Source organism: Salmonella sp. SAL-020 (assembly GCF_017372215.1).
In the GTDB taxonomy this organism is placed as follows: Bacteria; Pseudomonadota; Gammaproteobacteria; order Enterobacterales; family Enterobacteriaceae; genus Salmonella; species Salmonella enterica.
Genome location: NZ_CP071690.1, coordinates 2,869,245 through 2,895,080 on the forward strand (window position 1 = coordinate 2,869,245; position 25,836 = coordinate 2,895,080).

A 25,836-nucleotide genomic window follows, 5' to 3' on the forward strand; every position below is an offset into this window, starting at 1 on the left:
TCCTCTGTTTTATCTTCCGTATGTGGCCGTGAATTTTGCTTTCGCAATCACATGCGCGTTAAGCATAAACCCTACCAACGCGCCACTCGACTCACTGTCGAGCGGCAGTGTTGCCGTATTCAGCGCCCACACAGTAAACTGATAGCGATGAGGCTTATCGCCCGGCGGCGGACAGGCGCCGCCAAAACCAGCATAACCGAAATCATTCCGTCCCTGCACCACTCCAGCGGGTAACGTTTTTTTATCAGCCCCCGTCGGCAGGTCGTGAATCTGCGCAGGAATATTCACCATCGTCCAGTGCCACCAGCCGCTTCCGGTGGGCGCATCAGGATCGAAGACGGTAATAGCGTAGCTTTTGGTTCCGGCAGGCGGATTGCGCCAGCTCAGCTGCGGCGAAATATTTTCTCCGCTACAACCAAATCCTTTAAAGACGTGCTGTTGCGTTAAACGAAAATCCGCCGGAATATCCGCGCTACTGAGGCTAAACGCCGACGCGGCAGATACGCCGCCACTCAATGCCATCATTGCGGCTGCGGTCAAAGAGAAGACTGTTTTCATTGTATTTCCTTCTTCATGTAAAGAAATAACACTATAAAAAGCGTCCGCTGAAGAAACTGTGCCTTTACGATTCTATTTTGTGCAGAAACGCTCACCACCATACGCTGGTGATTGCCCCTCTCATCTGTGCTACCCTACGCGCCATTTCGTTTTCACGGTCCCAGGCTGGAACTATCATCCGGCCCGCGTCACTGTTTGTGAGAGGTTACTCCGCATGACTGAATCTACATTTCCGCAATATCCCCGTTTAGTCCTCAGCAAAGGGCGAGAAAAATCTTTACTCCGCCGCCACCCATGGGTCTTTTCCGGCGCCGTATCCCGTCTGGAAGGCAAAGCCAACCTCGGTGAAACTATCGATATCGTCGACCATCAGGGAAAGTGGTTAGCACGCGGCGCCTGGTCACCAGCCTCCCAGATCCGCGCGCGCGTCTGGACATTTGATAAAGCAGAATCCATTGATATTGCGTTTTTCACCCGCCGCCTGCGCCAGGCGCAGCAGTGGCGCGACTGGCTGGCGAAAAAAGACGGCCTGGATAGCTATCGTCTGATCGCCGGTGAGTCCGATGGCCTGCCTGGCGTCACTATCGATCGTTTTGGTCATTTTTTGGTGCTGCAACTGCTCAGCGCCGGGGCCGAATATCAACGCGCCGCATTAATTAGTGCGCTGCAAACATGCGATCCGGATTGCGCTATTTACGATCGCAGCGACGTCGCCGTGCGGAAAAAAGAAGGGATGGCGCTGACGCAAGGTCCGGTCACTGGCGAACTGCCGCCTGCGCTTTTGCCAATTGAAGAACACGGTATGAAATTGCTGGTCGATATCCAGGGCGGCCACAAAACCGGTTATTATCTTGATCAGCGCGACAGTCGTCTGGCGACGCGCCGCTACGTGGAAAATCAGCGGGTACTGAACTGCTTCTCTTATACCGGCGGTTTTGCCGTGTCGGCGTTAATGGGCGGTTGTCGCCAGGTTGTCAGCGTGGATACCTCACAGGATGCGCTGGATATCGCCAGGCAAAACGTTGAACTGAACCAACTGGACTTGAGCAAAGCCGAATTCGTGCGCGACGACGTGTTTAAGTTGCTGCGCGCTTACCGTGAACACGGCGAAAAATTCGACGTCATCATCATGGACCCGCCCAAATTCGTTGAAAATAAAAGCCAGTTAATGGGCGCCTGCCGGGGCTATAAAGACATTAACATGTTAGCGATTCAACTGCTCAATCCGGGCGGCATACTGCTGACATTCTCTTGCTCCGGACTGATGACCAGCGATTTATTTCAGAAAATCATTGCCGATGCCGCAATAGATGCCGGTCGTGATGTACAATTTATAGAGCAGTTCCGTCAGGCCGCCGATCACCCGGTGATCGCCACCTACCCGGAAGGGCTGTATCTGAAAGGGTTTGCCTGTCGCGTCATGTAACTTGAAAAGTGGAATAGTATCCTCATATAAAGGGTATCTATTTCCCGGGAGGTGACTATGATAGCCAGCAAATTCGGTATCGGCCAACAGGTCCGCCATTCCCTGTTAGGTTACCTCGGAGTGGTCGTCGATATCGACCCGGAATATTCGCTTGATGAGCCGTCGCCTGATGAACTGGCGGTTAACGACGAACTTCGCGCCGCTCCGTGGTACCACGTGGTAATGGAAGATGATGATGGTCAGCCAGTGCATACTTATCTGGCCGAGGCCCAGTTGCGAAGCGAAATGCGGGACGAGCATCCAGAACAGCCATCGATGGATGAACTGGCGCGTACCATTCGCAAGCAGCTTCAGGCGCCGCGACTACGTAACTGATTGTATGTAAAAGGCCGGAGAGCGATATCCGGCCATTTAAACTTTTATTTCGCCAGCCCCAGGCGAGGGATCTCAATCGCCGGGCAGCGATCCATCACCACGGTCATGCCTGCATCCCGCGCCAGCACCGCCGCCTGTTCGTTGATCACGCCAAGCTGTAGCCATAGCGTTTTTGCGCCGATGGCGATAGCTTCCTGCGCGACGCCCCATGCAGCTTCAGAGTTGCGAAAAACATCCACCATATCGACTTTTTCGGGAATGTCCGCCAGCGTGTCATACCCCTGTTGCCCCAGCAATGTCTTACCCGCGACTTTTGGCGCAACCGGAATCACATGGTAGCCCTGTTCAAGCAGGTATTTCATTACCCGATAACTTGGACGATCGGGTTTATCGCTCGCACCTACCAGCGCGATAGTGCGAGTGGACGTCAAAACATCAGCAATATCGGTCTCTTTCATCATCTTTCTCCTGGCTGTTTTGCAAAGTGTACGACAAACCTGACATAGCAACCATTCATCCCATACCGATGTATGAGAGCAAAACGCCAAAATATGTCTATATGTTAGTAAACATGATCTAAGAAAAATTTCGATACATTATTAGCCAGACGGCCTTTGGACAGGAGAACCTTATGAAAACCGGCGCGCTAGCCACCTTCCTTGCTCTCTGTTTGCCGGTGACTGTTTTTGCCACAACGCTCCGTTTGTCTAATGAGATTGATCTGCTGGTGCTGGACGGCAAAAAGGTGTCCAGCTCTTTATTACGCGGCGCAGAGAGCATTGAACTGGAAAACGGGCCGCATCAACTCGTTTTCCGGGTGGAAAAAACCATCCGCCTGCCCGGTAATGAAGAGCGGCTTTATATTTCTCCGCCGCTGGTGATAAGTTTCGATACCCAACTGATAAGTCAGGTCAATTTCCAGCTCCCGCGGCTGGAAAACGAGCGCGAAGCCTCGCATTTTAACGCGGCGCCGCGTCTGGCGCTTTTGGACGGCGACGCCATGCCCATTCCGGTAAAACTCGATATTCTGGCCATTACTTCTACGGCTAAAGTGGTCGATTATGAAATAGAGACCGAGCGTTATAATAAATCGGCGAAACGCGCCTCGCTTCCTCAGTTCGCCACGATGATGGCAGACGACAGCACATTACTTTCCGACGTCTCAGAGCTTGATACCGTACCGCCGCAATCACAAACTCTGACAGAACAGCGGCTGAAATATTGGTTCCGACTGGCCGACCCGCAGACACGCCATCATTTTCTGCAATGGGCGGAAAAACAGCCGCCCTCTTGATATGAGTTGTCCCAGCGCGCAATTTTTTTCTCTTTCTCTTGCAGCATCAAGCGCTTCCAGTAATCTGTAGACAGGTTAACTACGGAATCGAATTATGGAACTGACGACTCGCACCTTGCCGACGCGCAAACATATCGCGTTGGTTGCTCACGACCACTGCAAACAGATGTTAATGAACTGGGTGGAACGCCATCAGCCGTTGCTGGAAAAACACGTTCTTTATGCAACCGGCACCACGGGGAATCTGATCCAGCGCGCAACCGGTATGGACGTTAATGCGATGCTGAGCGGCCCGATGGGCGGCGACCAGCAGGTTGGCGCACTCATTTCAGAAGGGAAAATCGACGTGTTGATTTTCTTCTGGGACCCGCTTAACGCGGTACCGCACGACCCCGATGTCAAAGCGCTACTGCGTCTGGCCACCGTATGGAATATCCCTGTCGCCACTAACGTCTCAACGGCGGACTTTATCATCCAGTCCCCGCATTTTAATGACGCTGTAGATATTCTTATTCCGGATTATGCGCGTTATCTGGCCGAGCGCCTGAAATAACCGCTACGCGGGCGGGATGCTGTACCGCCCGCGCTTTAGGGCTTCCTCGCCACCGGCACATCCAGCTGTTTAAGCGCCTCCACAAAGCGCGAGGGATTATCTTTATTAAAAAGCAGCCAGACCCGCGCACGCGCGCGCGTCAACGCCACATATAACAAACGCCGCTCTTCAGCGTCCGGAAAATCCTCAACCTGAGGAAGAAGCGCACTTTCCATAATGGATTCTCGCGCCGGGGCGGGGAAACCGTCGTTACCCTCCTGCAATCCGACAAGAATCACGTAATCGGCCTGTTGGCCTTTGCTGGCATGGATAGTCATGAAGTCTATCTGTAACTTCGGCCAGCGAGTCGCCGCTTTTTGTAGACTCGCGGGTTTCAGATGGTGATAGCGCGCCAGCACCAGGATACGTTCATCTTCCTTCGCATAGCCGGATAATTTATCCAGTAACGCGTCCAACTGGCTTTCATCCAATAACGTCACCGCTTTTTTATCGCCTGGGGTCAGACTATTTAACGGTTTTTTAAGCTGGTGCGGATTCTGCTGTACAAAGCGATTGGCAATATCGCCAATCCGACTGTTAAAGCGGTACGTGGTGTCCAGGTGGCAATGCTCGCCCTCGCCGAACGTCTGATGAAACGCCGTCGTTAAGGAGAGCTGCGCCCCGCTAAAACGGTAAATCGCCTGCCAGTCATCGCCAACGGCAAACAGCGTAGTCTGGCTATTCTGCTTGCGCAGCGCCTCTAACAGCGCCGCCCGTTGCGGGGAAATATCCTGAAATTCATCGACCAGAATATGCTTCCACGGGCTGATAAAACGCCCTTTTTCGAGGATCACCATTGCCTGATGGATCAGCCCGGAGAAATCAACGGCATTTTCCGCTTTCAACGCGCTTTTCCAGGCCTTTAGCAGCGGCGCCATCAGCTTAATGCGTTTGCCAAACAGCTCGCGGCACTCCTCTGGCGCGCCAGCGATCATTTCTGCCTGCGCGCCGCCGTGCATACGCATCAAACTGACCCAACGATCCAGGCGAGGGGCCAGACGCCGCTGCAATGTCTCATCGTCCCAGAAATTACCTTCCGGCACTACCCACTGCATCTCCTCTTCCAGCCACTGACGCCAGCCTTTGGCCTGCGCTTTTTTCTCGCTACACTGCTGACGCCAGGTGCGCAGAAATAGCTGATGCCGCGCGGTGGCGTCACTTTCCAGCTTACTGACAACCGGCGCTTTTTTACTGCCTTGCTGAATAATATACAGCGCCAGCGAATGGAACGTACGGGCAGTAATCTCTTCCGTATGTAAGCGCTCGCGGATACGCTCATCCATCTCTTCTGCCGCCTTGCGACCAAACGCCAGTAAAAGAATTTGCCCCGCATCGGCTTGTCCGCGCGCCAACAGCCAACCCGCGCGCGCCACCAGCACCGAGGTCTTACCGCTTCCCGCGCCCGCCAGTACCAGTAACGATGATTCGCCGTTAACCACCGCCCTGGCCTGGGAAGGATTAAGCGGAGAGGATTCTATCTGCGTAAAAAAGTCGGCATGCGCTTCCAGCATGGCATCAGCATACGCCTGATTATGCTGCTGCCGACTTCCCTCGCTATCCTGTAACCATGCCAGACACTTACGCCATATCTCGCGACAGTGAGCAAACTCCTCCAGACGTGAGACCGGCAGCGGCAAGGCGGCAAACGTCTGGCGAATTTCGTGTTCCAGCCCCCGAACGCGTTCACGGGTAAGCCATTGGTTTCCGCCCGTTCGCTCACTAATACGCGCCCATTGCTCCTGTAATGCCTGCGCGGCGACATCACTCATCTCCTGGCTCCAGCGACGCCAGTGCGCGTCCAGATAGCGATGGAATTGCTGGGTTTCCGACCACTCGGTACCGTGCAAACGCACGACTTTATCCTCCGGCAGGACAAACTCCAGCTCGCCCCATACCAGCCCACGCTTACAGTGAATCGCCAATAACTGATTGAATGGAATAAGATATTCATGCCTGTCGCCAGACACTTTCACCCCAGCGTTGAGGATCTCGGCACGATCATACGGGTGTTGCGCCAGACGTTTTCCAAGAGAAGTTGCTTTCAGTTCCATGACTCAGCGAATCCAGACGTAAAGATGTGCTTATCAGTGTAACCGCCAGAGAAAACGTGCTCCAGTCTAAAAAAACGTTACAATTGCCCGCAGTGATAGAAAACCGGAATGAACTGAGGGTTTATGCGTACCGTTCTGAATATTTTAAACTTTGTACTGGGCGGCTTTGCCACTACGCTGGCCTGGCTGCTGGCGACGCTTGTCAGTATTGTGCTTATTTTTACCCTGCCGTTGACCCGCTCCTGCTGGGAGATAACCAAACTGTCCCTGTTCCCTTACGGTAATGAAGCCATTCACGTTGACGAACTTAATCCGGCGGCGAAAAGCGTATTAATGAATACTGGCGGTACCTTGCTGAATATTTTCTGGTTACTTTTTTTCGGCTGGTGGCTATGCCTGATGCACATTGCCTCCGGTATCGCTCAGTGTGTCACTATCATCGGGATACCTGTCGGTATTGCGAACTTTAAAATTGCCGCGATTGCGCTTTGGCCTGTCGGTCGCCGCGTCGTCTCTGTAGAAACCGCTCGCGCCGCGCGAGAAGCTAACGCGCGCCGCCGTTTTGAATGATCGGGACAAATAGCCTTTATGTTAAGTCCGTTGATTCGCCGTTATACCTGGAACAGTACCTGGCTGTATTACATCCGCATTTTTATCGCTCTGTGCGGCACCACCGCCCTGCCCTGGTGGCTGGGCGACGTCAAACTGACCATCCCGCTCACGCTCGGTATGGTTGCCGCGGCGCTAACCGATCTCGACGATCGCCTTGCCGGACGCTTGCGTAATTTAATCATTACCTTAATTTGCTTTTTTATCGCGTCGGCTTCTGTGGAGCTGCTCTTTCCCTGGCCGTGGCTATTTGCGTTGGGCTTAACGTTATCCACCAGCGGGTTTATTCTGTTGGGAGGACTGGGGCAACGCTATGCCACCATCGCGTTCGGCGCGTTACTCATTGCCATCTATACGATGCTGGGTACCTCTTTATACGATCACTGGTATCAGCAACCACTGCTCCTGCTGGCAGGCGCAGTATGGTATAACCTACTGACGCTAACCGGGCATCTGCTATTTCCGATCCGTCCGTTGCAGGATAATCTGGCACGCAGTTACGAACAGTTAGCGCACTATCTGGAACTGAAATCACGTCTGTTTGATCCTGATATTGAAGATGAAAGCCAGGCGCCGCTCTATGATTTAGCGTTAGCGAACGGGCAGTTAATGGCGACGCTGAACCAAACGAAAGTGTCGTTATTGAGTCGCCTGCGCGGCGATCGCGGTCAACGCGGTACGCGCCGCACCCTCCATTACTATTTTGTGGCGCAGGATATTCATGAACGCGCCAGTTCTTCGCATATTCAATACCAGACACTGCGCGATTATTTTCGCCATAGCGACGTCATGTTCCGCTTTCAGCGTCTGATGTCGATGCAGGCGCAGGCCTGTACGCAGCTGGCGCGCTGTATCTTACTGCGTACGCCGTACCAGCATGATCCGCGTTTTGAACGCGTCTTTACCCACATTGACGCCGCGCTTGAACGTATGCGCGCCAGCGGCGCTTCTTTAGAGCTGCTGAATACGCTTGGATTCTTATTAACCAACCTACGCGCCATTGATGCGCAACTGGCGACGATCGAGTCGGAGCAGGCCCAGGCAATGCCGCGCAATGAGTCAGAAAACCAGTTGGCTGATGATAGCCTGCACGGGTTTAGCGACATCTGGCTGCGTCTGAGCCGTAATTTTACCCCGGAGTCCGCTCTCTTTCGCCATGCGGTACGCATGTCGCTGGTATTGTGCATCGGTTATGCTCTCATCCAAATTACCGGGATGCGCCACGGGTACTGGATATTGCTCACCAGCCTGTTTGTTTGCCAGCCTAACTATAACGCGACCCGCCATCGCCTTGCGCTCAGGATTATCGGCACGTTGGTAGGCGTTGCTATCGGCCTGCCGATTTTATGGTTTGTTCCTTCGCTTGAAGGACAGTTAGTTCTGCTGGTGATTACCGGCGTGCTTTTCTTCGCATTCCGTAATGTGCAGTATGCCCATGCAACGATGTTCATCACCCTGCTGGTATTACTCTGCTTTAACCTCCTGGGCGAAGGCTTCGAGGTAGCGTTACCGCGCGTCGTCGACACGTTAATTGGCTGCGCTATCGCCTGGGCTGCGGTCAGCTTTATTTGGCCGGACTGGCGCTTTCGCAACCTTCCCCGGGTACTCCAGCGCGCCACCGATGCTAATTGCCGCTACCTTGATGCGATCCTTGAGCAATATCACCAGGGACGGGATAACCGCCTGGCCTATCGCATTGCCAGACGCGACGCGCACAACCGCGATGCAGAACTGGCATCCGTGGTTTCTAATATGTCGAGCGAACCCGACGTCACGGCTGAAACCCGGGAGGCGGCGTTCAGGCTGCTTTGCCTCAATCACACTTTTACCAGCTATATCTCCGCCCTCGGCGCGCACCGCGAAAAGCTCAGTAATCCGGACGTGTTGGGGCTTCTGGATGACGCGGTCTGCTACGTTGATGATGCGCTTCATCATCAACCTGAAGACGAACAGCGCGTACACCAGGCGCTGGAGGGTTTAAAGCAGCGAGTTCAGTCACTGGAAACACGTCCGGACAGCAAAGAACCTCTGGTTGTTCAACAAATTGGTTTGCTCATTGCCTTACTGCCCGAGATTGGACGCTTGCAACGGCAAATTTCACCGCCGACTTCTACATTAATTACCCAGCCGTAAGCGAATGAGCCCAGTCGGCAAGCTCCTGGCGACGACTCGCCGGGAGCGCCGCTTCATGTACGCCGACAATTGCGCCTTCCAGGGCATACAAAACTTTCACCGTCAGCAAGGGATTGCTTTGTCGCAACCTTAGCCAGCACATTTTCGCGCCCAGTATGCGTAACATATTTTCGTCCTTTATCCCTGACTCATTGAGCAATGTTTCCAGATGGAAGGTCATATTGGGAAGATCTTTGAGTCTGTGCTGTAAAATACGGCTGTGTTTTTCCTTCATTGCCGCGTCAAGAGAATACTTCGATAAACGTACCAGCTGCTGCTGATCGCGCCACAGGCTTTCATCCACCCGGTAATAGTTGAGCATAACGGGACGTCCACATTTCATAAACATGAGCCAGGCGGGGGGATGCTTCACACAGTAGGGTACGCTTTCTTCACAGGCGCGGAGATAAAGCTCGCCATTAGCCACCATCGCAAAGACGGTATCCTCCACGGTCAGACTATAGCTACCGAATAAAGATCGATACTGGATCGTCCCCAAAGAGGCCAAATATTCTTGCGATTTATAGATCCTGTCATAAGAGAGTGCTCTCATAAAATTCCTTTTAAATCATAAAGTAAAAGAATGATTTGCAGTAACGGATCCGTTAATGACGAAAATAGGCAACTTATACTCCGCGAGCAAGATGATTTTTATTTTTGACGCCACTAAGAATAAAAATTGCGAGACAGTTTCCGAAAATAGAGTTGATCTTTCATCGCCACAGGGGTACTGTATGAATATACAGTAACTCACAGGGCTGGATTGATTATGTACACTTCAGGTTATGCAAATCGTTCTTCGTCATTTCCTACCACTACCCACAACGCTGCGCGCACCGCTACGGAAAATGCCGCGGCAGGACTGGTCAGTGAAGTTGTCTACCACGAAGACCAGCCCATGATGGCGCAACTCCTGCTTTTGCCTTTACTCCGTCAGTTAGGCCAACAATCACGCTGGCAGCTCTGGCTCACGCCGCAGCAAAAGCTCAGCCGTGAATGGGTACAGTCTTCAGGTTTGCCATTAACGAAAGTGATGCAAATTAGCCAGCTTGCGCCTCGTCATACGCTGGAGTCGATGATCCGCGCTTTGCGTACAGGAAATTACAGCGTGGTAATTGGTTGGATGACTGAAGAACTGACAGAAGAAGAACATGCCAGCCTGGTTGAAGCAGCGAAGGTAGGTAATGCGGTAGGGTTTATCATGCGCCCTGTACGTGCGCACGCTTTATCCAGGAGACAGCATTCCGGGCTAAAAATTCACTCTAATTTGTATCATTAAGTAAAATTAGGATTTATCCTGGACTTTTTTTTACGCGAACGTATCTCCTTTGAGTGCTAACGTTTTTTTTGCGAGAACGCTTGTCAGAAGCGGTTTCCGCAATTTTTGCTGTACGATTTATCATCTGAAACTGTTAAATGATGTGTATATCCGTCATGTTTTTTTCACATGTCTGACGGAGTTCACACTTGTAAGTTTCCAACTACGTTGTAGACTTTACATCGCCAGGGGTGCTCAGCATAAGCCGTAGATATCGGTAGAGTAACTATTGAGCAGATCCCCCGGTGAAGGATTTAACCGTGTTATCTCGTTGGAGATATTCATGGCGTATTTTGGATGATAACGAGGCGCAAAAAATGAAAAAGACAGCTATCGCGATTGCAGTGGCACTGGCTGGTTTCGCTACCGTAGCGCAGGCCGCTCCGAAAGATAACACCTGGTACGCTGGTGCTAAACTGGGCTGGTCTCAGTACCATGACACCGGCTTCATTCACAATGATGGCCCGACTCATGAAAACCAACTGGGCGCAGGTGCTTTTGGTGGTTACCAGGTTAACCCGTATGTTGGCTTTGAAATGGGCTACGACTGGTTAGGCCGTATGCCGTACAAAGGCGACAACATCAATGGCGCTTATAAAGCTCAGGGCGTTCAGTTGACCGCTAAACTGGGTTATCCAATCACTGACGATCTGGACGTTTATACCCGTCTGGGTGGTATGGTATGGCGTGCAGACACCAAGTCTAACGTCCCTGGCGGCCCGTCTACTAAAGACCACGACACCGGCGTTTCCCCGGTATTCGCGGGCGGTATCGAGTATGCCATCACCCCTGAAATCGCAACCCGTCTGGAATACCAGTGGACTAACAACATCGGTGATGCCAACACCATCGGCACCCGTCCGGACAACGGCCTGCTGAGCGTAGGTGTTTCCTACCGTTTCGGCCAGCAAGAAGCTGCTCCGGTAGTAGCTCCGGCACCGGCTCCGGCTCCGGAAGTACAGACCAAGCACTTCACTCTGAAGTCTGACGTACTGTTCAACTTCAACAAATCTACCCTGAAGCCGGAAGGCCAGCAGGCTCTGGATCAGCTGTACAGCCAGCTGAGCAACCTGGATCCGAAAGACGGTTCCGTTGTCGTTCTGGGCTTCACTGACCGTATCGGTTCTGACGCTTACAACCAGGGTCTGTCCGAGAAACGTGCTCAGTCTGTTGTTGATTACCTGATCTCCAAAGGTATTCCGTCTGACAAAATCTCCGCACGTGGTATGGGCGAATCTAACCCGGTTACCGGCAACACCTGTGACAACGTGAAACCTCGCGCTGCCCTGATCGATTGCCTGGCTCCGGATCGTCGCGTAGAGATCGAAGTTAAAGGCGTTAAAGACGTGGTAACTCAGCCGCAGGCTTAAGTTTCCGTCTGATAAAAAACCCCGCGTCGCGGGGTTTTTTGCTCTGGTCTGGGTGACAACGCCTTTCAGCGTTACTTCTTGCCTAATAACGCCTGTAAATCCTGCTTTAACGTGGTCATTTGCGTGGCATATTTCTCTTTATGCTCCGCGTCTTCTATCAGTTGCACTATCGTTTCGGATAATGTTTTACCGCGTCGCTGCGCAAGGCCCGCCAGACGCTGCCAGACCATAAACTCTAAATCGATAGATTTTTTGCGCGTATGCTGATGTTCCGCATTGAAGTGTCGTTTGCGTCTTGCCCGAATGGTTTGTTTCATCCGATTAAGCAAGGCAGGATTCATATGCCTGTCTATCCAGACATTTACCCGCACCGGTTCATTTTCGAGGGCCAACAACAAATTGACGGCTTCCTGGGCAGCACTGGCTTCCACGTAGCGGGTGATCAACTCCCCTTCGCGGTGCTTTTTCACCAGATATTTCCATTTCCAACCGCTTTCAAGATTTTCAAGTTGTTGATATTTCATTGCGATCCCAACGTTACCGTGTAACTGTTATCAGAATATCAGTTTTTTAGCCATCTGAAGAAAAGAATCTCGAACCTGTGAATGGTTACACGTCTTCATATTACTTTGCATTCGCTTTCCGCGTGTGCAGCGTGACGGGTTAGGCTATAATCCCCCCTTTTACAACAGACTAAAAAACCTCAACTTTGACCATTACGAAACTTGCATGGCGTGATCTGGTTCCGGATAGCGAAAGCTATCAGGAGATATTTGCACAGCCACACGCGACTGACGAAAACGACACCTTACTCAGTGATACTCAGCCACGACTGCAATTTGCGCTTGAGCAACTTATACAGCCGTGGGCATCATCCTCTTTTATGCTGACTAAAGCGCCTGAAGAGCAAGAGTATCTCACTTTACTTTCAGATGCCGTCCGCGCTCTGCAAACCGATGCCGGACAATTAACCGGCGGACATTATGACGTTTCCGGGCATACTGTTCATTACCGCGCCGCGCAGAATGCGCAAGACAACTTTGCCACCGTCACACAAGTCGTCAGCGCGGACTGGGTCGAAGCCGAACAGCTCTTTGGTTGCCTGCGGCAGTATAACGGCGACATTATCCTGCAGCCGGGACTGGTTCATCAGGCGAACGGCGGCGTGCTGATTATTTCCTTACGAACCCTTCTGGCGCAGCCGTTACTGTGGATGCGTCTGAAAGCCATCGTTAGCCGCGAGCGTTTTGACTGGGTGGCCTTTGACGAGTCGCGTCCATTACCGGTCTCCGTGCCATCAATGCCGCTCAAACTGAAGGTGATTCTGGTTGGCGAACGTGAATCACTGGCTGATTTTCAGGAGATGGAACCGGAGCTCGCGGAACAGGCTATCTACAGTGAATTTGAAGACAATTTACAGATAGCGGACGCAGAAGCTATGACCCTGTGGTGTCAATGGGTGACGCGTATCGCTTTACGCGATAATTTGCCCCCTCCGGCACCGGACGCCTGGCCCGTCCTGATACGCGAGGCTGTGCGCTATACCGGCGAACAGGATACGCTGCCTCTTTGCCCACTGTGGATAGCCCGCCAGTTTAAGGAGGCGTCGCCTTTATGCGAAGGCGATACCTGCGGCGCAGAAGCGCTCAGCCTGATGCTTGCCCGACGCGAATGGCGAGAAGGCTTTCTGGCGGAGCGGATGCAGGATGAGATTCTGCAAGAGCAGATCCTGATTGAAACCGAAGGCGAACGCGTTGGACAAATCAATGCGCTTTCCGTCATTGAGTTTCCCGGGCATCCGCGCGCCTTTGGCGAACCGTCGCGAATTAGCTGTGTTGTGCATATCGGCGATGGCGAATTTAACGATATTGAGCGCAAGGCCGAACTTGGCGGGAATATCCACGCTAAGGGAATGATGATTATGCAGGCCTTCCTGATGTCGGAGTTGCAGCTGGAGCAACAAATTCCCTTCTCTGCCTCGTTAACCTTTGAGCAGTCCTACAGCGAAGTGGATGGCGATAGCGCCTCAATGGCGGAATTATGTGCGCTCATCAGCGCGCTGGCCAATGTGCCGGTGAATCAAAACATTGCGATTACCGGCTCGGTCGATCAGTTTGGTCGCGCGCAACCGGTGGGTGGGCTAAACGAAAAAATTGAAGGTTTCTTCGCCATCTGCGAGCAGCGGGAATTAAACGGTAAACAGGGCGTGATTATCCCTGCAGCCAATGTCCGCCATCTCAGTCTTAAATCTGAACTGCTGCAAGCGGTTAAAGAAGAGAAGTTCACTATCTGGGCGGTAGACGACGTGACCGACGCCTTACCGCTACTGTTAAATCTGGTGTGGGATGGCGAAGGTCAAACGACGTTGATGCAGACTATCCAGGAGCGTATCGCGCAGGCGACGCAACAGGAAGGCCGTCATCGTTTCCCGTGGCCATTACGTTGGCTGAACGCTTTTATTCCGAACTGATCGGACTTGTTCAGCGTACACGTGTTAGCTATCCTGCGTGCTTCAATAAAATAAGGTTTACATAAAACATGGTAGATAAACGCGAATCCTATACAAAAGAAGACCTTCTTGCCTCTGGTCGTGGTGAACTGTTTGGCGCTAAAGGGCCGCAACTCCCTGCGCCGAACATGCTGATGATGGACCGCGTCGTTAAGATGACCGAAACGGGCGGCAATTTCGACAAAGGCTATGTCGAAGCCGAGCTGGATATCAATCCGGATCTATGGTTCTTCGGATGCCACTTTATCGGCGATCCGGTGATGCCCGGTTGTCTGGGTCTGGATGCTATGTGGCAATTGGTGGGATTCTACCTGGGCTGGCTGGGCGGCGAAGGCAAAGGCCGCGCTCTGGGCGTGGGCGAAGTGAAATTTACCGGCCAAGTTCTGCCGACAGCCAGGAAAGTCACCTATCGTATTCATTTCAAACGTATCGTAAACCGTCGCCTGATCATGGGCCTGGCGGACGGTGAGGTTCTGGTGGATGGTCGTCTGATCTATACCGCACACGATTTGAAAGTCGGTTTGTTCCAGGATACTTCCGCGTTCTAAGTGTTGAATTGATATTCCGCGCTATCGGTATCATGCTTGCAAAGCCCATAAAGGCGAAACCTCCGCACTGCGGAGGTTTCTTTTTCTAAAGAGACAGAATCAGGCCATTACCGCCCTGTCCTCCATGGCTTGTCGCCAACCTCCCAACCAGTATGACCGTTGATTCAGCGTCTGATAGGGACACATTTCTTTTGATCGTCCGGCGATGCCGGCCTGATATCCACGTTGATGTGCCCGTTCCAGGCGATCTCGTTTTTGTCTCTTCATGCCTCGTTTCCCTCATATTTGTATCTGGTGGAAAAGAAAACAGTGATTACAAAATGTGCAATCACACTACACGAATACCTCTAAATGGATCGCCCGTCAATGCGCAAAATTCACACCAATGTCATATTTGTGAGCTATACGGTAAATCATTTGTACAAAAAATGTGAGCCATAACAACTATTTTTCCGGCGTCAAAAATAAAAAAACCGCCTCAGGCGCACGACCTGAAGCGGTTAAATTTACATTACTTTTATCTCAGGGAAGGCGCTTTATCTCATCTGCGATAGCGGCTGCTTCCTGACTCCATGCGCTTGCCAGTACTTTGACCATCTCATCATAGCCATCTTTCTGCTGACTGGCTTCGATATGGAAAGGCCGCTTAATCAGCTGTCCATTGTGGTTTAATAACCACTCCCCGCTGACGATAACCTTACCATCGTAGCGTCCATGGAATCCGGTTACGGTAACGTTTAACGTATCCTGGGTGGTTCCCAACGGCTGGGAAGCGACGACCCAGCCAGGAAGCCGGGCGCTAAGATTCGCCACCAGCGTGTTACGTAATTGCTGGTCCAGCGGGCTGGCCCACAGATTGTTATTGGCAATCACATACTGAACATCACTGGTTTGATACACCACGCCGTTACCTGCCAGATAGTCAGGTACGGAAACCTGCTCTACCCATAAGAGACGGTTGCCCTGGCTTGCGGTGCTTTGCACACCGCTTTGCGCTATCGGGAGCTGATAATAGCTTTTATTCTCTCCGCCGGAGCTACATGACGCCAGCCAGAACGCCATTATCACGACTAGCCATTTTTTCATTGTTTCGCCCTCTTAGGCTCAGGATCTTTTTTATCCTTCGCTTCAAATACCAGCGCGTTGCTCTTCTCGTTCAGAGTTTTCAACACCGGTTGTAACTCACGAAGCACCTGATCGAGACGCTGCATATCCGCCACCATTTTGTTATACGCCGCCGATCCAGGCTGGAAGCCCTGCATACTGCGGTTAAGTTCGCGTAACGTCGTTTGCATATCCGCCGGAAGCTGCTGCATCGACTGACTGGAGGTAATCTTGTTCATATTATCCAGCGTGGTTTGCAGCCGACGCATAGTACGCTGGCTTTCAGACAGCGTATTGGTCGCTTGTTCAATCATCGGATTCAGCGGCAGGTTGTTGATCTTATCCAACGTTTCCACCAGTCGCTGTTGAATTTGCGCCAGGCCGCTGCTGACGGTGGGAATAATTTCATAACCATCAAATTCGCGTAGCCCGGTAATCGGCGGCTCCTTAGGATAAAAGTCCAGATCGACATACAGCGCCCCGGTCACCAGGTTACCGGTTTTAAGCGAAGCGCGTAAACCGCGCTTAAGCAGTTCCGTCAAATGCGCGCCAACATCCGCATTTTCTCCCAATTGCGCTTTCAGACGCTCCGGTTCAATGCGCACCAGCACAGGAATACGGTAATCGTCGTTAAATACCTGGCGCATTTTAGACGCAAAGAAAGGCACTTTGCTTACCGTCCCCAGACGAATACCGCGGAACTCCAGCGGCGCGCCGGGTTGTAATCCGCGCACCGAATCTTTAAAGAACATCAGGTAATCGATATGATCGGTATACAGCGAATCCTGAATACTTTTTTGATCGTCGTAGAGATTAAACGCCGTTTTTTCGGCGACGGGTTGCCCCTGCTCAAGTCCTTCCGGCACATCAAAACTCACGCCGCCGCCAAACAACGTCGTCAACGATCCCATTTCCACGCGCATTCCCGCCGATGTCAGATCCACAGCGATACCGCTATCTTTCCAGAATCGGACATTACTGGTGACCAACCGATCGTTTGGCGCCTTAATGAACAACTGATAACTCATTGTCCGTTTTTGCGGATCGAAAGAGCTGGTTTCAACGGACCCTACCCGATAGCCCCGGAACAGAACGGGATCGCCAGGACTGAGCTGACCGGCCTTTTTGCTGTCCAGAATCACACGAATACCTTTGGCATCGGGCGGCGCCAACGGCGGTGAGTCAAGAAGCTGATAGCTTTCCGGCTGACTGCCCTTACTTCCTGGTTGTAGTTCAATATACGCACCTGATAGCAGCGTCCCAAGCCCGCTGATGCCTTCACGCCCCACCTGCGGTTTTACCACCCAAAATACCGAGTCTTTATGCAGCAACTTTTCCATACCGGAATGGAGCCGCGCTTTGATTTGTACGTGGGTCAGATCGTCAGTCAGCGTCGCGCTTTCAACCACGCCAACATCCACGCTGCGACTTTTGATCGTCGTTTTTCCGCCTTCAATGCCTTCCGCATTGGTGGTGATTAAGGTAACTTCCGGTCCCTGGTGGCTGTAGTGATAAAACAGAATCCAGGCTCCGATAAGCGCAGTAACAATCGGGAATATCCAGACAGGCGACCAATTTTTCACCTTTTGTACTTTGGCTTCCCCTTTTTTAGGTTCCATGCTATCAGGACTCCTCATGGCCTGGTTCGTACTCACGATCCCACGACAGACGCGGATCAAAGGTCATCGCAGAAAACATTGTCATTATGACGACTAAAGCAAACATCAACGCACCCATCGCAGGATAAATATTCATTAACCCTCCCATACGCACCAGCGCAGAGAGTACGGCAATGACAAAGACATCAATCATTGACCAGCGCCCCACAAACTCCACTACTTCATAAATAAAATGCATCCGTTCACTGTCGCGCTTACCGTGGCCTTTCGCATCCCAACAAAGCCAGGCAATGGCGATCATTTTTAGCGTCGGCACCATAATACTGGCGAGAAAGATAACCGCCGCCACCGGATAAGACCCCTCGCTCCACAGCAAAATCACGCCAGCCAGAATGGTCGACGGCATTTTCGAGCCCAGTAAGTCGGTAATCATAATCGGCAAAATATTGGCGGGCAGATAAAGCATGATCGAGGTAAATAATAACGCCAGCGTCCACTGCAAACTGTTTTTACGCCGGACATAGCCTTTCGTATGGCAACGCGGACAGACGAGACTCTCCGCAGGCAGGATCGCCGTACAGCAGGCGCAAGAACGCAAAGACTGCCGGATACCGGTAATCCCCGGCGTTAACGGCTGCGCCAGTGCAGGCTGCGGGGCGATATCATCCCACAACCAGCGGCGATCGACACACTGGAACGCCCGCAGTTGAACGAGACAAAATAAGCACCAGGGAATAAAGCTGCTGCCGATGCCGATATCGCCGTAGGCCATCAGCTTAACAAAACTGACCAACACCCCGGCGAGAAATATTTCCGCCATTCCCCACGATTTGAGGAGGAAAAAGATCCTTGCCAGCGTTTTTTTTACCGACAACGGCAGACTGGCGCGGTTGACAAGTAATAGAATAGTCACCAGGCAAAATGCCGGCACCAGTTGGACAAATAATAAAAAGAACGTGCCGAGGCTGGCGTAATCTTCAGAAAACATGACGCCGGGGATTTCCAGAAGCGTGACTTCGCTGGTGACGCCCGCGACATTCATATTCACGAAGGGAAAAAGGTTAGAAAGCAGCAACATAAATAGTGCCGCTAACGCACAGGCGGTAGGACGCTGCCGGGGCGCGTCCCACTCGGTCGTTAACGTTGCGCCGCATCGTGGACATGCTGCTTTTTGCCCATGCGAGAGGCGGGGTAAAGCCACCAGCATGTCACATTGCGGGCACAATATGTGCTTCGCAGCATGGTGATGTTCACACATAGGCGCTCCTTTCGTTATGCCCCGTTTTTCAGGCCTTCAAGATACTCCCAACGTTCGAAGGCTTGCTCAAGTTCTTGCTCCGCCTGACTTAAATCGGCCAGAACTTTTTGCGTTTGCTCATGGGGTTGGCTAAAAAAGGCCGCATCCGCAACCTGCGCCTGTAGCGCTTCCAGCTTCGCTTCCAGGTCTTCAAGCTGACCGGGTAACTGCTCCAGCTCGCGCTGCAGTTTATAGCTTAGTTTGCTACTGCCACGTTTTACAATTTCTGCTTTAGGGGCAATAACTTCCTCATTTTTTTTCGCCATCGGCTGTTTCGTCGCCAGATGCTGCTCTTGCTGCGCACGCGCATCATGGTAGCCGCCGATATAACGTCCGATTTTGCCGCCGCCCTCGAAAATCCAGCATTCCGTCACGGTATTATCGACAAATTGCCGATCGTGGCTGACCAGTAGTACCGTGCCCTGATAGCCATCAATTAATTCTTCTAATAGTTCCAGCGTTTCGACGTCAAGATCGTTCGTTGGTTCATCGAGAATTAAAAGATTGCTCGGCTTGAGGAACAGTCGCGCCAGCAGCAGACGGTTACGTTCGCCGCCGGAAAGCGCGCGGACGGGCGTCATCGCCCGTTTGGGGTGAAACAGGAAGTCCTGCAAATAGCCCAGTACATGGCGCGGCTTACCGTTTACCATCACCTCCTGCTTGCCTTCCGCCAGGTTATCCATCACGGTTTTTTCCGGGTCCAGTTCGGCGCGATGCTGATCGAAGTAGGCGACTTCCAGCTTCGTTCCTACGTGGATGCGCCCGCTGTCAGCCTGAAGCTGTCCCAGCATCAGTTTCAGTAGCGTGGTTTTACCGCAGCCGTTCGGGCCAATTAACGCAATCTTGTCACCGCGCTGTACCTGAGCGGAGAAATCTTTTACCAGTTGTTTTCCTTCTACCTGGTAATCGACGTTTTCCATCTCAAAAACGATTTTACCGGAGCGCGTCGCCTCTTCGACCTGCATCTTCGCCGTGCCCATCACTTCCCGGCGCTCGCTGCGTTCACGACGCATCGCTTTTAACGCCCGCACGCGCCCTTCATTACGGGTGCGGCGCGCCTTGATCCCCTGGCGAATCCAGACTTCTTCCTGCGCCAGTTTGCGATCAAATTCCGCGTTTTGTAACTCTTCTACGCGCAGCGCTTCTTCTTTCTCCAGCAGGTATTGATCGTAATTTCCCGGATAGGTGACCAGTTTGCCACGATCGAGATCGACAATGCGGGTCGCCATATTGCGAATAAACGAACGATCGTGAGAGATAAAAATAATCGTTCCGTTAAAGGTTTTCAGAAACCCTTCCAGCCAGTCGATAGTTTCGATATCCAGATGGTTAGTCGGTTCATCCAGTAACAATACGCGCGGATTGCTGACCAGCGCCCGACCCAGCGCGGCTTTACGCAGCCAGCCGCCGGAGAGCGACGACAGCGCGGCGTTAGGATCGAGTCCAAGCTGCGCCAGCACTTCATTAATACGGTTTTCCAGCTGCCACAGATTATGATGATCGAGCTGTTCCTGTACGCGCGCCATTTCATTGAGGTTTTTCTCGCTGGGATCGGTCATCACCAGACGGGAAATCTCATGATAGCGCTTGAGGTATTCCGCTTGTTCTTCGATACCTTCGGCGACAAAGTCATAGACGCTGCCCGCAATATTACGGGGCGGGTCCTGTTGCAGACGCGCGACGATCAGATCCTGCTCATAAATAATACGCCCATCGTCCAGACCCTGTTCGCGGTTGAGGATCTTCATCAAGGTGGATTTCCCGGCGCCGTTACGCCCCACCAGACAGACGCGTTCGTTATCTTCGATATGCAACTCTGCGTTATCGAGAAGCGGCGCGTCGCTGAACGACAGCCATGCGCCATGCATACTGATTAATGACATTTACTTTTCCTTTCAGGCGGCGCGGATCAGCCAGCAGTTATGGATCTGACGGTTACGGGCAAAATCCGGGGAAAGCGTTTTTTGCGTAATTTCTTGTGCGGTAAGCCCCAGCTCAGCCAGCCCTTCCAGATCCATACGGAATCCGCGCTTATTATTTGAGAACATGATGGTGCCGCCTTTACGCAGCAGACGTTTTAAATCTTTCATTAACGCGACATGATCGCGCTGAACATCAAACGACTCTTCCATACGTTTTGAGTTAGAGAACGTCGGCGGATCGATAAAGATCAAATCGAACTGTTCATTCGCCTCGCGCAGCCAGCCCAGGCAGTCGGCCTGAATCAGGCGATGCGCGCGGCCGCTCAGTCCGTTCAGACGCAAATTACGTTCGGCCCACTCCAGATAGGTGCGGGACATATCCACCGTTGTGGTGCTGCGCGCGCCGCCCAGACCCGCATGTACGCTGGCGCTGCCGGTATAAGAAAAGAGATTCAGGAAATCTTTGCCTTTGCTCATTTCTCCCAGCATCCTGCGGGCAATACGGTGATCGAGGAACAGACCGGTGTCGAGATAATCCGTCAGATTTACCCATAAGCGCGCATTATATTCGCTGACTTCAAGGAACTCGCCCTTCTCGCTCATTTTCTGATACTGGTTTTTTCCTTTTTGCCGTTCACGGGTTTTTAACACCAGTTTATTCGGCGGAATACCGAGCACTGACAAGGTTGCCGCAATAATATCGAACAGGCGCTGCCGCGCTTTTTGCGCATCCACCGTTTTCGGCGGCGCATATTCCTGAATCACCGCCCAGTCGCCGTAACGGTCTACCGCCACGTTATATTCCGGCAGGTCGGCATCATACAAGCGATAGCATTCAATCCCTTCCTGGCGCGCCCATTTCTCCAGCTTTTTAAGATTTTTACGCAGGCGGTTAGCGTAATCTTCCGCCACCGTCGCCGGTTTACTGTCCGCCGTGGTTTCCGCAATATGATAGTTTTTCTGCACGCAGTCCAGCGGGCCATTCTTGGCTTTAAACTGTTTGTCGGCACGTAATTGCAGGCTGCCCAGCAGATCGGGCGAAGCGCTGAACAGCGACAGGTTCCAGCCGCCAAACTGATTTTTCATGGTACGGCCCAGCAGACTGTGCAACGCAATCAGCGCCGGTTCGCTGTCCAGACGTTCGCCGTAAGGCGGGTTACTGATCACCGTACCATACGGGCCTTTCGGCAATGGATTACTCAGTTGCGCCACATCTTTCACTTCAAAGGTGATAAGCTCCCCGATACCGGCGCGACGGGCGTTGCTGCGCGCCCGCTCAATGACGCGCGCATCGCTGTCGGAACCGTAGAAATGAGAGGAATACTCCGCCAGCCCCTTACGCGCCCGGGTCTGCGCTTCGGCTTTCACTTCCTGCCAGATAGTTTCGTCATGCTGCGCCCAGCCGCTAAATCCCCAGTGACCACGGTGCAGTCCCGGCGCGCGATCGGTCGCCCACATCGCGGCCTCAATCAACAGTGTCCCCGAACCACACATAGGGTCGAGCAGCGGCGTACCTGGTTGCCAGCCGGAACGCATAACAATCGCTGCCGCCAGCGTCTCTTTAATTGGCGCCAGCCCGGTGCGATCGCGATAACCGCGCAGGTGCAGGCCATCACCACTGAGATCCAGCGCAATGCTGGCAGTTTCTTTATTCAGCCAGACGTTAATACGGAGGTCCGGCGATTCGCGGTCCACATTTGGACGCGGAAGATTTTTCCGCGTAAACGCATCGACAATCGCGTCTTTAACTTTCATCGCGCCATACTGACTATTACGGATGGTGTCGTTCAGGCCGCTGAAATGCACCGCAAACGTCGCGCCAGGATTAAAAATCTCTGTCCAGTTTATCGCCTGAACGCCGAGGTAAAGATCGAGATCGCTGTAGACCTTGCACTCACCCATCGGCAGGATAATACGCGAGGCCAGGCGGCTCCACATCAGGCTCTGGTAAATAAGCCGCGTGTCGCCCTGAAAATGGACCCCACCCTGAACAACCTGACACCCTACGGCGCCCAGTTTTTCCAGTTCAGTTTTTAACAGCTCTTCCAGCCCGCGGGCCGTACTGGCAAACAGAGAATTCATATTGTCACTTTTACGCTAAGAAAATTGTTGCGCATTATAGCTAATCTCACGCCCATGTCATAAAGTTGAAGGCTTATTTTCATTTGAGGGACTGTACGGTGGCGACGTTATCACGGCTCTTTATTCATCCGGTCAAATCCATGCGCGGCATTGGCCTGACTCATGCGCTGGCAGATATCAGCGGCCTGGCTTTTGATCGCATCTTCATGGTGACCGAGCCTGACGGCACATTTATTACCGCCCGCCAGTTTCCACAAATGGTACGTTTTACCCCTTCTCCCTTACACGACGGCCTCCATTTGACCGCGCCAGACGGCAGTAGCGCGCTGGTTCGCTTTACGGATTTCACCCCGCAGGATGCGCCGACCGAGGTCTGGGGAAACCATTTTACCGCTCGCGTCGCCCCGACGGCGATTAATCAATGGTTGAGCGGCTTTTTCTCCCGCGATGTCCAGTTGCGCTGGGTTGGGCCGCAGTTGACGCGCCGGGTCAAACGACATAACGCGGTGCCGCTGGGATTTGCCGATGGCTACCCGTATTTATTGACCAACGAAGCCTCGCTGCGCGATCTGCAACAGCGTTGTCCGGCAGGCGTACAAATGGAACAATTTCGCCCAAACTTAGTGGTTTCCGGCGTAGCGGCCTGGGAGGAAGATAGCTGGAAAGTGCTTCGCATTGGCGATGTGATTTTTGACGTCGTGAAGCCCTGTAGCCGCTGTATTTTTACAACCGTCAGCCCTGAAAAGGGGCAAAAACATCCTTCCGGAGAACCGCTGGCGACACTGCAAGCTTTTCGTACCGCCCAGGACAATGGCGATGTGGATTTCGGTCAGAATCTGATTGCCCGCAATAGCGGCGTCGTTCGCGTCGGCGATGAAGTGGAGATTCTGGCGACAGCTCCGGCAAAAGCTTATGGCGCCACAACGGTCGACGACAGCGTTACGCCAGATAAACACCCGGACGCGAGTGTAACCATCGACTGGCAGGGGCAAACCTTCTGCGGGAATAATCAACAGGTACTACTGGAACAGTTGGAGAATCAGGGGATTCGTATTCCGTATTCTTGCCGGGCTGGTATCTGTGGTTGCTGCCGGATACGTTTGCTGGAAGGCGAAGTAAGTCCGCTGAAAAAATCGGCTATGGGTGACGATGGTACGATTCTGAGCTGTAGCTGCGTGCCTAAGACCGCGTTACGACTGGAGAATTAAACCGCTTGTTCAAGGCTGAAACTGTGACAGTGAACCTGCGGTTTCAGCCTGTCGTTCATAATTTTAATCGCATCGCCAAGCTGCATGGTTCGGCCTGCTATCACCACGCCCGGCTGGGCCAGCAGACACAACGCGGCATTTTCTCCCGGCTCAACGACCAGCAAATTAACCTGTTCCGCCGTATCGCTTAACCAGACGCTTGCGGCATCGCCCGTTCCTGGGGTCCACATTTCGCCATGCGCTACAAAATGCCAGCTTTTTGGCATCTGCGGTTTGAGATAGCGAATCGCCACCAGCGCATTCAACACCAGCTCCGCGCGTTGCTCTTTGGTTAATTCGAAATCCCGGCATTTTTCTTCAAAGGAAAAATAGAGCGCGGCATCATCCACACAAAAACCGGTCGGGCAAAACGCGTCCGGCGTAAGCATTTTACGAGAGAAGCGCGAGCGAAAAAGTATACCATTGGCGAGATCGAGCATCATACGATCGTGCTCTTCATCATAATACCAGCGCCAGTTATCGTCAGGTTTAATTCGCATTACCTCTCTCCCGCTTTTAAGCAACTCGTAACAGCATTGTCCTTTTGCCGCTTCGTTTATTACCCCAATAATAAAAGCCTAAAATGTCTAAATAAGCAACAGTGGAGAAATATAAAACAACCAGCGCCGGAAATAAAGCCCTGGTTGTCTGATAAAGGCTAAAGTTTAGATGTGCGTTACGATTTCTTTAATCAATGGCGGGCCTTTAAAAATAAAGCCGGAATAAATTTGTACCAGCGTAGCTCCTGCCGCTATCTTCTCGCGCGCGGCGATAACTGAGTCAATGCCGCCGACGCCGATAATAGGCAATTGTCCCTTTAACTCCTGGGATAAACGGCGAATAATTTCTGTGCTTTTTAATTGTAATGGCCGGCCACTTAATCCCCCCGTTTGCTGGCAATTTTTCATTCCTTGTACCAGAGAACGATCGAGGGTGGTATTTGTCGCAATCACCCCATCAATATTATGACGAAGCAGGCTATCGGCAACCTGGATCAATTCTTCTTCACAAAGATCCGGCGCGATCTTTACTGCCACCGGCACATATTTATGGTGGATCGCCTGAAGATCGTTTTGCTTATTTTTAATGGCAGTTAACAGATCGTCCAGCGCATCGCCATACTGGAGCGTACGTAGCCCTGGCGTATTCGGCGAAGAAATATTAATGGCGATATAACCCGCATAAGCATAGACTTTTTCCATACAAATCAGGTAGTCATCTTTGCCATTTTCGACAGGCGTATCTTTATTTTTACCGATGTTAATTCCCAGAATACCATCAAAATGGGCTTTTTTAACATTCTCGACCAGGTTATCGACGCCCAGATTATTAAAGCCCATCCGATTGATCAGACCTTCAGCATCCACCAGACGAAAAAGACGCGGCTTATCGTTACCCGGCTGTGGGCGCGGCGTCACGGTGCCGATTTCCAGGGAGCCAAACCCCATCGCGCCTAACGCGTCGATGCACTCCCCGTCTTTATCCAGACCGGCAGCCAGCCCCAGTGGATTTTTAAAGGTAAGTCCCATGCAGGTAACCGGCTTTGTCGGTACTTTCTGGCGCACCAGCGCTTCCAGCGGCGTACCTGTAATGCGGCGTAATTGTTGAAATGTAAATTCATGAGCGCGCTCTGGATCGAGCTGGAAAAGGGCTTTACGAACGAAGGGATAGTACATGAACTCTCCTGGATTCCCGGTGTGCAAACCGGGGGCGTATTATGGGCGATAACAAGGCAAAAGGGAA

24 protein-coding genes are annotated in these 25,836 nt (G+C 52.3%); 11 read left to right on the plus strand and 13 right to left on the minus strand.

From position 1 onward, the window contains the following. Nucleotides 1–9: 9 nt before the first annotated feature. Nucleotides 10–558: a YbhB/YbcL family Raf kinase inhibitor-like protein gene (locus tag J1G48_RS14140; RefSeq protein ID WP_000859416.1), complete on the minus strand. Its 549-nt coding sequence runs from the start codon at nt 556–558 to the stop codon at nt 10–12. Nucleotides 559–772: 214 nt separating this feature from the next. Between J1G48_RS14140 and rlmI the strand changes: the two genes are divergently transcribed. Both rlmI and hspQ read left to right on the plus strand, forming a co-directional pair. After that, on the plus strand, nt 773–1,984 hold the full coding sequence (gene rlmI, locus J1G48_RS14145; protein ID WP_000140478.1) for a 23S rRNA (cytosine(1962)-C(5))-methyltransferase RlmI: 1,212 nt from the start codon (nt 773–775) through the stop codon (nt 1,982–1,984). Nucleotides 1,985–2,041: 57 nt separating this feature from the next. Continuing rightward, entirely contained in the window at nt 2,042–2,359 is a 318-nt protein-coding gene (gene hspQ / locus J1G48_RS14150) for a heat shock protein HspQ (RefSeq protein ID WP_000561983.1), read from the plus strand. Nucleotides 2,360–2,403: 44 nt separating this feature from the next. Here the strand turns inward: hspQ and J1G48_RS14155 are convergent, their stop codons facing one another. Next, nucleotides 2,404–2,817, minus strand: a complete 414-nt coding sequence (locus J1G48_RS14155) for a CoA-binding protein (RefSeq protein ID WP_001676378.1) — start codon at nt 2,815–2,817, stop codon at nt 2,404–2,406. Between the two features lie 173 nt (nt 2,818–2,990). On the opposite strand from J1G48_RS14155, the gene J1G48_RS14160 reads away from it, so the two are divergent. Together J1G48_RS14160 and mgsA are read left to right on the plus strand one after the other, a co-directional pair. Then, nucleotides 2,991–3,653 carry a DUF2057 family protein gene (locus J1G48_RS14160; RefSeq protein WP_058662153.1) on the plus strand — a complete coding sequence of 221 codons (663 nt, stop codon included), beginning with the start codon at nt 2,991–2,993 and terminating at the stop codon, nt 3,651–3,653. A 94-nt stretch (nt 3,654–3,747) separates the two neighbouring features. Further along, nucleotides 3,748–4,206, plus strand: coding sequence for a methylglyoxal synthase (gene mgsA / locus J1G48_RS14165; protein ID WP_000424187.1), 459 nt, complete (start codon nt 3,748–3,750; stop codon nt 4,204–4,206). Nucleotides 4,207–4,241: 35 nt separating this feature from the next. Here mgsA and helD read toward each other — a convergent pair whose 3' ends face one another. Next, nucleotides 4,242–6,296 (minus strand): DNA helicase IV, encoded by a 2,055-nt coding sequence (gene helD, locus J1G48_RS14170; RefSeq protein ID WP_000420505.1) that lies wholly within the window; start codon nt 6,294–6,296, stop codon nt 4,242–4,244. Nucleotides 6,297–6,419: 123 nt separating this feature from the next. Between helD and J1G48_RS14175 the strand changes: the two genes are divergently transcribed. Both J1G48_RS14175 and yccS read left to right on the plus strand, forming a co-directional pair. Further along, nucleotides 6,420–6,866, plus strand: coding sequence for a YccF domain-containing protein (locus tag J1G48_RS14175; RefSeq protein ID WP_001261222.1), 447 nt, complete (start codon nt 6,420–6,422; stop codon nt 6,864–6,866). Between the two features lie 18 nt (nt 6,867–6,884). Further along, entirely contained in the window at nt 6,885–9,038 is a 2,154-nt protein-coding gene (yccS, locus tag J1G48_RS14180; RefSeq protein WP_000950876.1) for a YccS family putative transporter, read from the plus strand. On the opposite strand, the gene J1G48_RS14185 is transcribed toward yccS, so the two are convergent. Further along, the gene (locus tag J1G48_RS14185; RefSeq protein ID WP_001202375.1) at nt 9,025–9,630 is read right to left on the minus strand and encodes a TfoX/Sxy family DNA transformation protein; all 606 of its coding nucleotides are present in this window, start codon (nt 9,628–9,630) and stop codon (nt 9,025–9,027) included. The two genes, yccS and J1G48_RS14185, sit on opposite strands and share 14 nt — an antisense overlap. Before the next feature lie 216 nt (nt 9,631–9,846). Here J1G48_RS14185 and sulA point away from each other — a divergent pair, with 216 nt between their 5' ends. Further along, nucleotides 9,847–10,356: an SOS-induced cell division inhibitor SulA gene (gene sulA / locus J1G48_RS14190; RefSeq protein ID WP_000288733.1), complete on the plus strand. Its 510-nt coding sequence runs from the start codon at nt 9,847–9,849 to the stop codon at nt 10,354–10,356. Between the two features lie 356 nt (nt 10,357–10,712). Beyond that, the gene (gene ompA, locus J1G48_RS14195; protein ID WP_001674965.1) at nt 10,713–11,765 is read left to right on the plus strand and encodes a porin OmpA; all 1,053 of its coding nucleotides are present in this window, start codon (nt 10,713–10,715) and stop codon (nt 11,763–11,765) included. Between the two features lie 71 nt (nt 11,766–11,836). On the opposite strand, the gene matP is transcribed toward ompA, so the two are convergent. Further along, complete coding sequence (gene matP, locus J1G48_RS14200) at nt 11,837–12,289, minus strand: macrodomain Ter protein MatP (RefSeq protein ID WP_000877172.1); 453 nt, start codon at nt 12,287–12,289, stop codon at nt 11,837–11,839. Between the two features lie 185 nt (nt 12,290–12,474). On the opposite strand from matP, the gene J1G48_RS14205 reads away from it, so the two are divergent. Together J1G48_RS14205 and fabA are read left to right on the plus strand one after the other, a co-directional pair. Beyond that, nucleotides 12,475–14,235 carry a Lon protease family protein gene (locus J1G48_RS14205; protein ID WP_000156448.1) on the plus strand — a complete coding sequence of 587 codons (1,761 nt, stop codon included), beginning with the start codon at nt 12,475–12,477 and terminating at the stop codon, nt 14,233–14,235. A gap of 68 nt (nt 14,236–14,303) precedes the next feature. Then, on the plus strand, nt 14,304–14,822 hold the full coding sequence (gene fabA / locus J1G48_RS14210; protein WP_000227928.1) for a bifunctional 3-hydroxydecanoyl-ACP dehydratase/trans-2-decenoyl-ACP isomerase: 519 nt from the start codon (nt 14,304–14,306) through the stop codon (nt 14,820–14,822). Nucleotides 14,823–14,921: 99 nt separating this feature from the next. Here the strand turns inward: fabA and rmf are convergent, their stop codons facing one another. The 6 genes from rmf to rlmKL form a co-directional block, all read right to left on the minus strand. Beyond that, nucleotides 14,922–15,089, minus strand: coding sequence for a ribosome modulation factor (gene rmf, locus J1G48_RS14215; RefSeq protein WP_001537784.1), 168 nt, complete (start codon nt 15,087–15,089; stop codon nt 14,922–14,924). A gap of 255 nt (nt 15,090–15,344) precedes the next feature. Continuing rightward, nucleotides 15,345–15,908: a membrane integrity-associated transporter subunit PqiC gene (gene pqiC / locus J1G48_RS14220; RefSeq protein ID WP_000759136.1), complete on the minus strand. Its 564-nt coding sequence runs from the start codon at nt 15,906–15,908 to the stop codon at nt 15,345–15,347. Then, on the minus strand, nt 15,905–17,545 hold the full coding sequence (gene pqiB / locus J1G48_RS14225; RefSeq protein ID WP_000433414.1) for an intermembrane transport protein PqiB: 1,641 nt from the start codon (nt 17,543–17,545) through the stop codon (nt 15,905–15,907). The genes pqiC and pqiB overlap by 4 nt, the downstream gene beginning before the upstream one ends. Before the next feature lie 4 nt (nt 17,546–17,549). Continuing rightward, nucleotides 17,550–18,803: a membrane integrity-associated transporter subunit PqiA gene (pqiA, locus tag J1G48_RS14230; protein WP_000333139.1), complete on the minus strand. Its 1,254-nt coding sequence runs from the start codon at nt 18,801–18,803 to the stop codon at nt 17,550–17,552. Nucleotides 18,804–18,817: 14 nt separating this feature from the next. After that, on the minus strand, nt 18,818–20,725 hold the full coding sequence (locus J1G48_RS14235; RefSeq protein WP_000053044.1) for an ABC transporter ATP-binding protein: 1,908 nt from the start codon (nt 20,723–20,725) through the stop codon (nt 18,818–18,820). Between the two features lie 12 nt (nt 20,726–20,737). Further along, nucleotides 20,738–22,846 (minus strand): bifunctional 23S rRNA (guanine(2069)-N(7))-methyltransferase RlmK/23S rRNA (guanine(2445)-N(2))-methyltransferase RlmL, encoded by a 2,109-nt coding sequence (gene rlmKL / locus J1G48_RS14240; protein ID WP_001086485.1) that lies wholly within the window; start codon nt 22,844–22,846, stop codon nt 20,738–20,740. Between the two features lie 98 nt (nt 22,847–22,944). On the opposite strand from rlmKL, the gene J1G48_RS14245 reads away from it, so the two are divergent. Next, nucleotides 22,945–24,054, plus strand: coding sequence for a YcbX family protein (locus tag J1G48_RS14245; RefSeq protein WP_000224079.1), 1,110 nt, complete (start codon nt 22,945–22,947; stop codon nt 24,052–24,054). On the opposite strand, the gene zapC is transcribed toward J1G48_RS14245, so the two are convergent. Both zapC and pyrD read right to left on the minus strand, forming a co-directional pair. Continuing rightward, complete coding sequence (zapC, locus tag J1G48_RS14250) at nt 24,051–24,593, minus strand: cell division protein ZapC (protein ID WP_001574119.1); 543 nt, start codon at nt 24,591–24,593, stop codon at nt 24,051–24,053. The two genes, J1G48_RS14245 and zapC, sit on opposite strands and share 4 nt — an antisense overlap. A 165-nt stretch (nt 24,594–24,758) precedes the next feature. Then, nucleotides 24,759–25,769 (minus strand): quinone-dependent dihydroorotate dehydrogenase, encoded by a 1,011-nt coding sequence (pyrD, locus tag J1G48_RS14255; protein WP_000291723.1) that lies wholly within the window; start codon nt 25,767–25,769, stop codon nt 24,759–24,761. Between the last annotated feature and the right edge of the window lie 67 nt (nt 25,770–25,836).

Coding starts and splice junctions, on each gene's coding strand:
- matP (WP_000877172.1), bottom strand. CDS start 12,289: ATGAAATATCAACAACTTGAAAATCTTGAAAGCGGTTGGAAATGGAAA.
- hspQ (WP_000561983.1), top strand. CDS start 2,042: ATGATAGCCAGCAAATTCGGTATCGGCCAACAGGTCCGCCATTCCCTG.
- pqiB (WP_000433414.1), bottom strand. CDS start 17,545: ATGGAACCTAAAAAAGGGGAAGCCAAAGTACAAAAGGTGAAAAATTGG.
- J1G48_RS14160 (WP_058662153.1), top strand. CDS start 2,991: ATGAAAACCGGCGCGCTAGCCACCTTCCTTGCTCTCTGTTTGCCGGTG.
- J1G48_RS14185 (WP_001202375.1), bottom strand. CDS start 9,630: ATGAGAGCACTCTCTTATGACAGGATCTATAAATCGCAAGAATATTTG.
- pqiA (WP_000333139.1), bottom strand. CDS start 18,803: ATGTGTGAACATCACCATGCTGCGAAGCACATATTGTGCCCGCAATGT.
- J1G48_RS14235 (WP_000053044.1), bottom strand. CDS start 20,725: ATGTCATTAATCAGTATGCATGGCGCATGGCTGTCGTTCAGCGACGCG.
- fabA (WP_000227928.1), top strand. CDS start 14,304: ATGGTAGATAAACGCGAATCCTATACAAAAGAAGACCTTCTTGCCTCT.
- ompA (WP_001674965.1), top strand. CDS start 10,713: ATGAAAAAGACAGCTATCGCGATTGCAGTGGCACTGGCTGGTTTCGCT.
- zapC (WP_001574119.1), bottom strand. CDS start 24,593: ATGCGAATTAAACCTGACGATAACTGGCGCTGGTATTATGATGAAGAG.
- J1G48_RS14175 (WP_001261222.1), top strand. CDS start 6,420: ATGCGTACCGTTCTGAATATTTTAAACTTTGTACTGGGCGGCTTTGCC.
- sulA (WP_000288733.1), top strand. CDS start 9,847: ATGTACACTTCAGGTTATGCAAATCGTTCTTCGTCATTTCCTACCACT.
- J1G48_RS14155 (WP_001676378.1), bottom strand. CDS start 2,817: ATGAAAGAGACCGATATTGCTGATGTTTTGACGTCCACTCGCACTATC.
- rmf (WP_001537784.1), bottom strand. CDS start 15,089: ATGAAGAGACAAAAACGAGATCGCCTGGAACGGGCACATCAACGTGGA.
- pyrD (WP_000291723.1), bottom strand. CDS start 25,769: ATGTACTATCCCTTCGTTCGTAAAGCCCTTTTCCAGCTCGATCCAGAG.
- rlmKL (WP_001086485.1), bottom strand. CDS start 22,846: ATGAATTCTCTGTTTGCCAGTACGGCCCGCGGGCTGGAAGAGCTGTTA.
- rlmI (WP_000140478.1), top strand. CDS start 773: ATGACTGAATCTACATTTCCGCAATATCCCCGTTTAGTCCTCAGCAAA.
- J1G48_RS14140 (WP_000859416.1), bottom strand. CDS start 558: ATGAAAACAGTCTTCTCTTTGACCGCAGCCGCAATGATGGCATTGAGT.
- helD (WP_000420505.1), bottom strand. CDS start 6,296: ATGGAACTGAAAGCAACTTCTCTTGGAAAACGTCTGGCGCAACACCCG.
- yccS (WP_000950876.1), top strand. CDS start 6,885: ATGTTAAGTCCGTTGATTCGCCGTTATACCTGGAACAGTACCTGGCTG.
- pqiC (WP_000759136.1), bottom strand. CDS start 15,908: ATGAAAAAATGGCTAGTCGTGATAATGGCGTTCTGGCTGGCGTCATGT.
- mgsA (WP_000424187.1), top strand. CDS start 3,748: ATGGAACTGACGACTCGCACCTTGCCGACGCGCAAACATATCGCGTTG.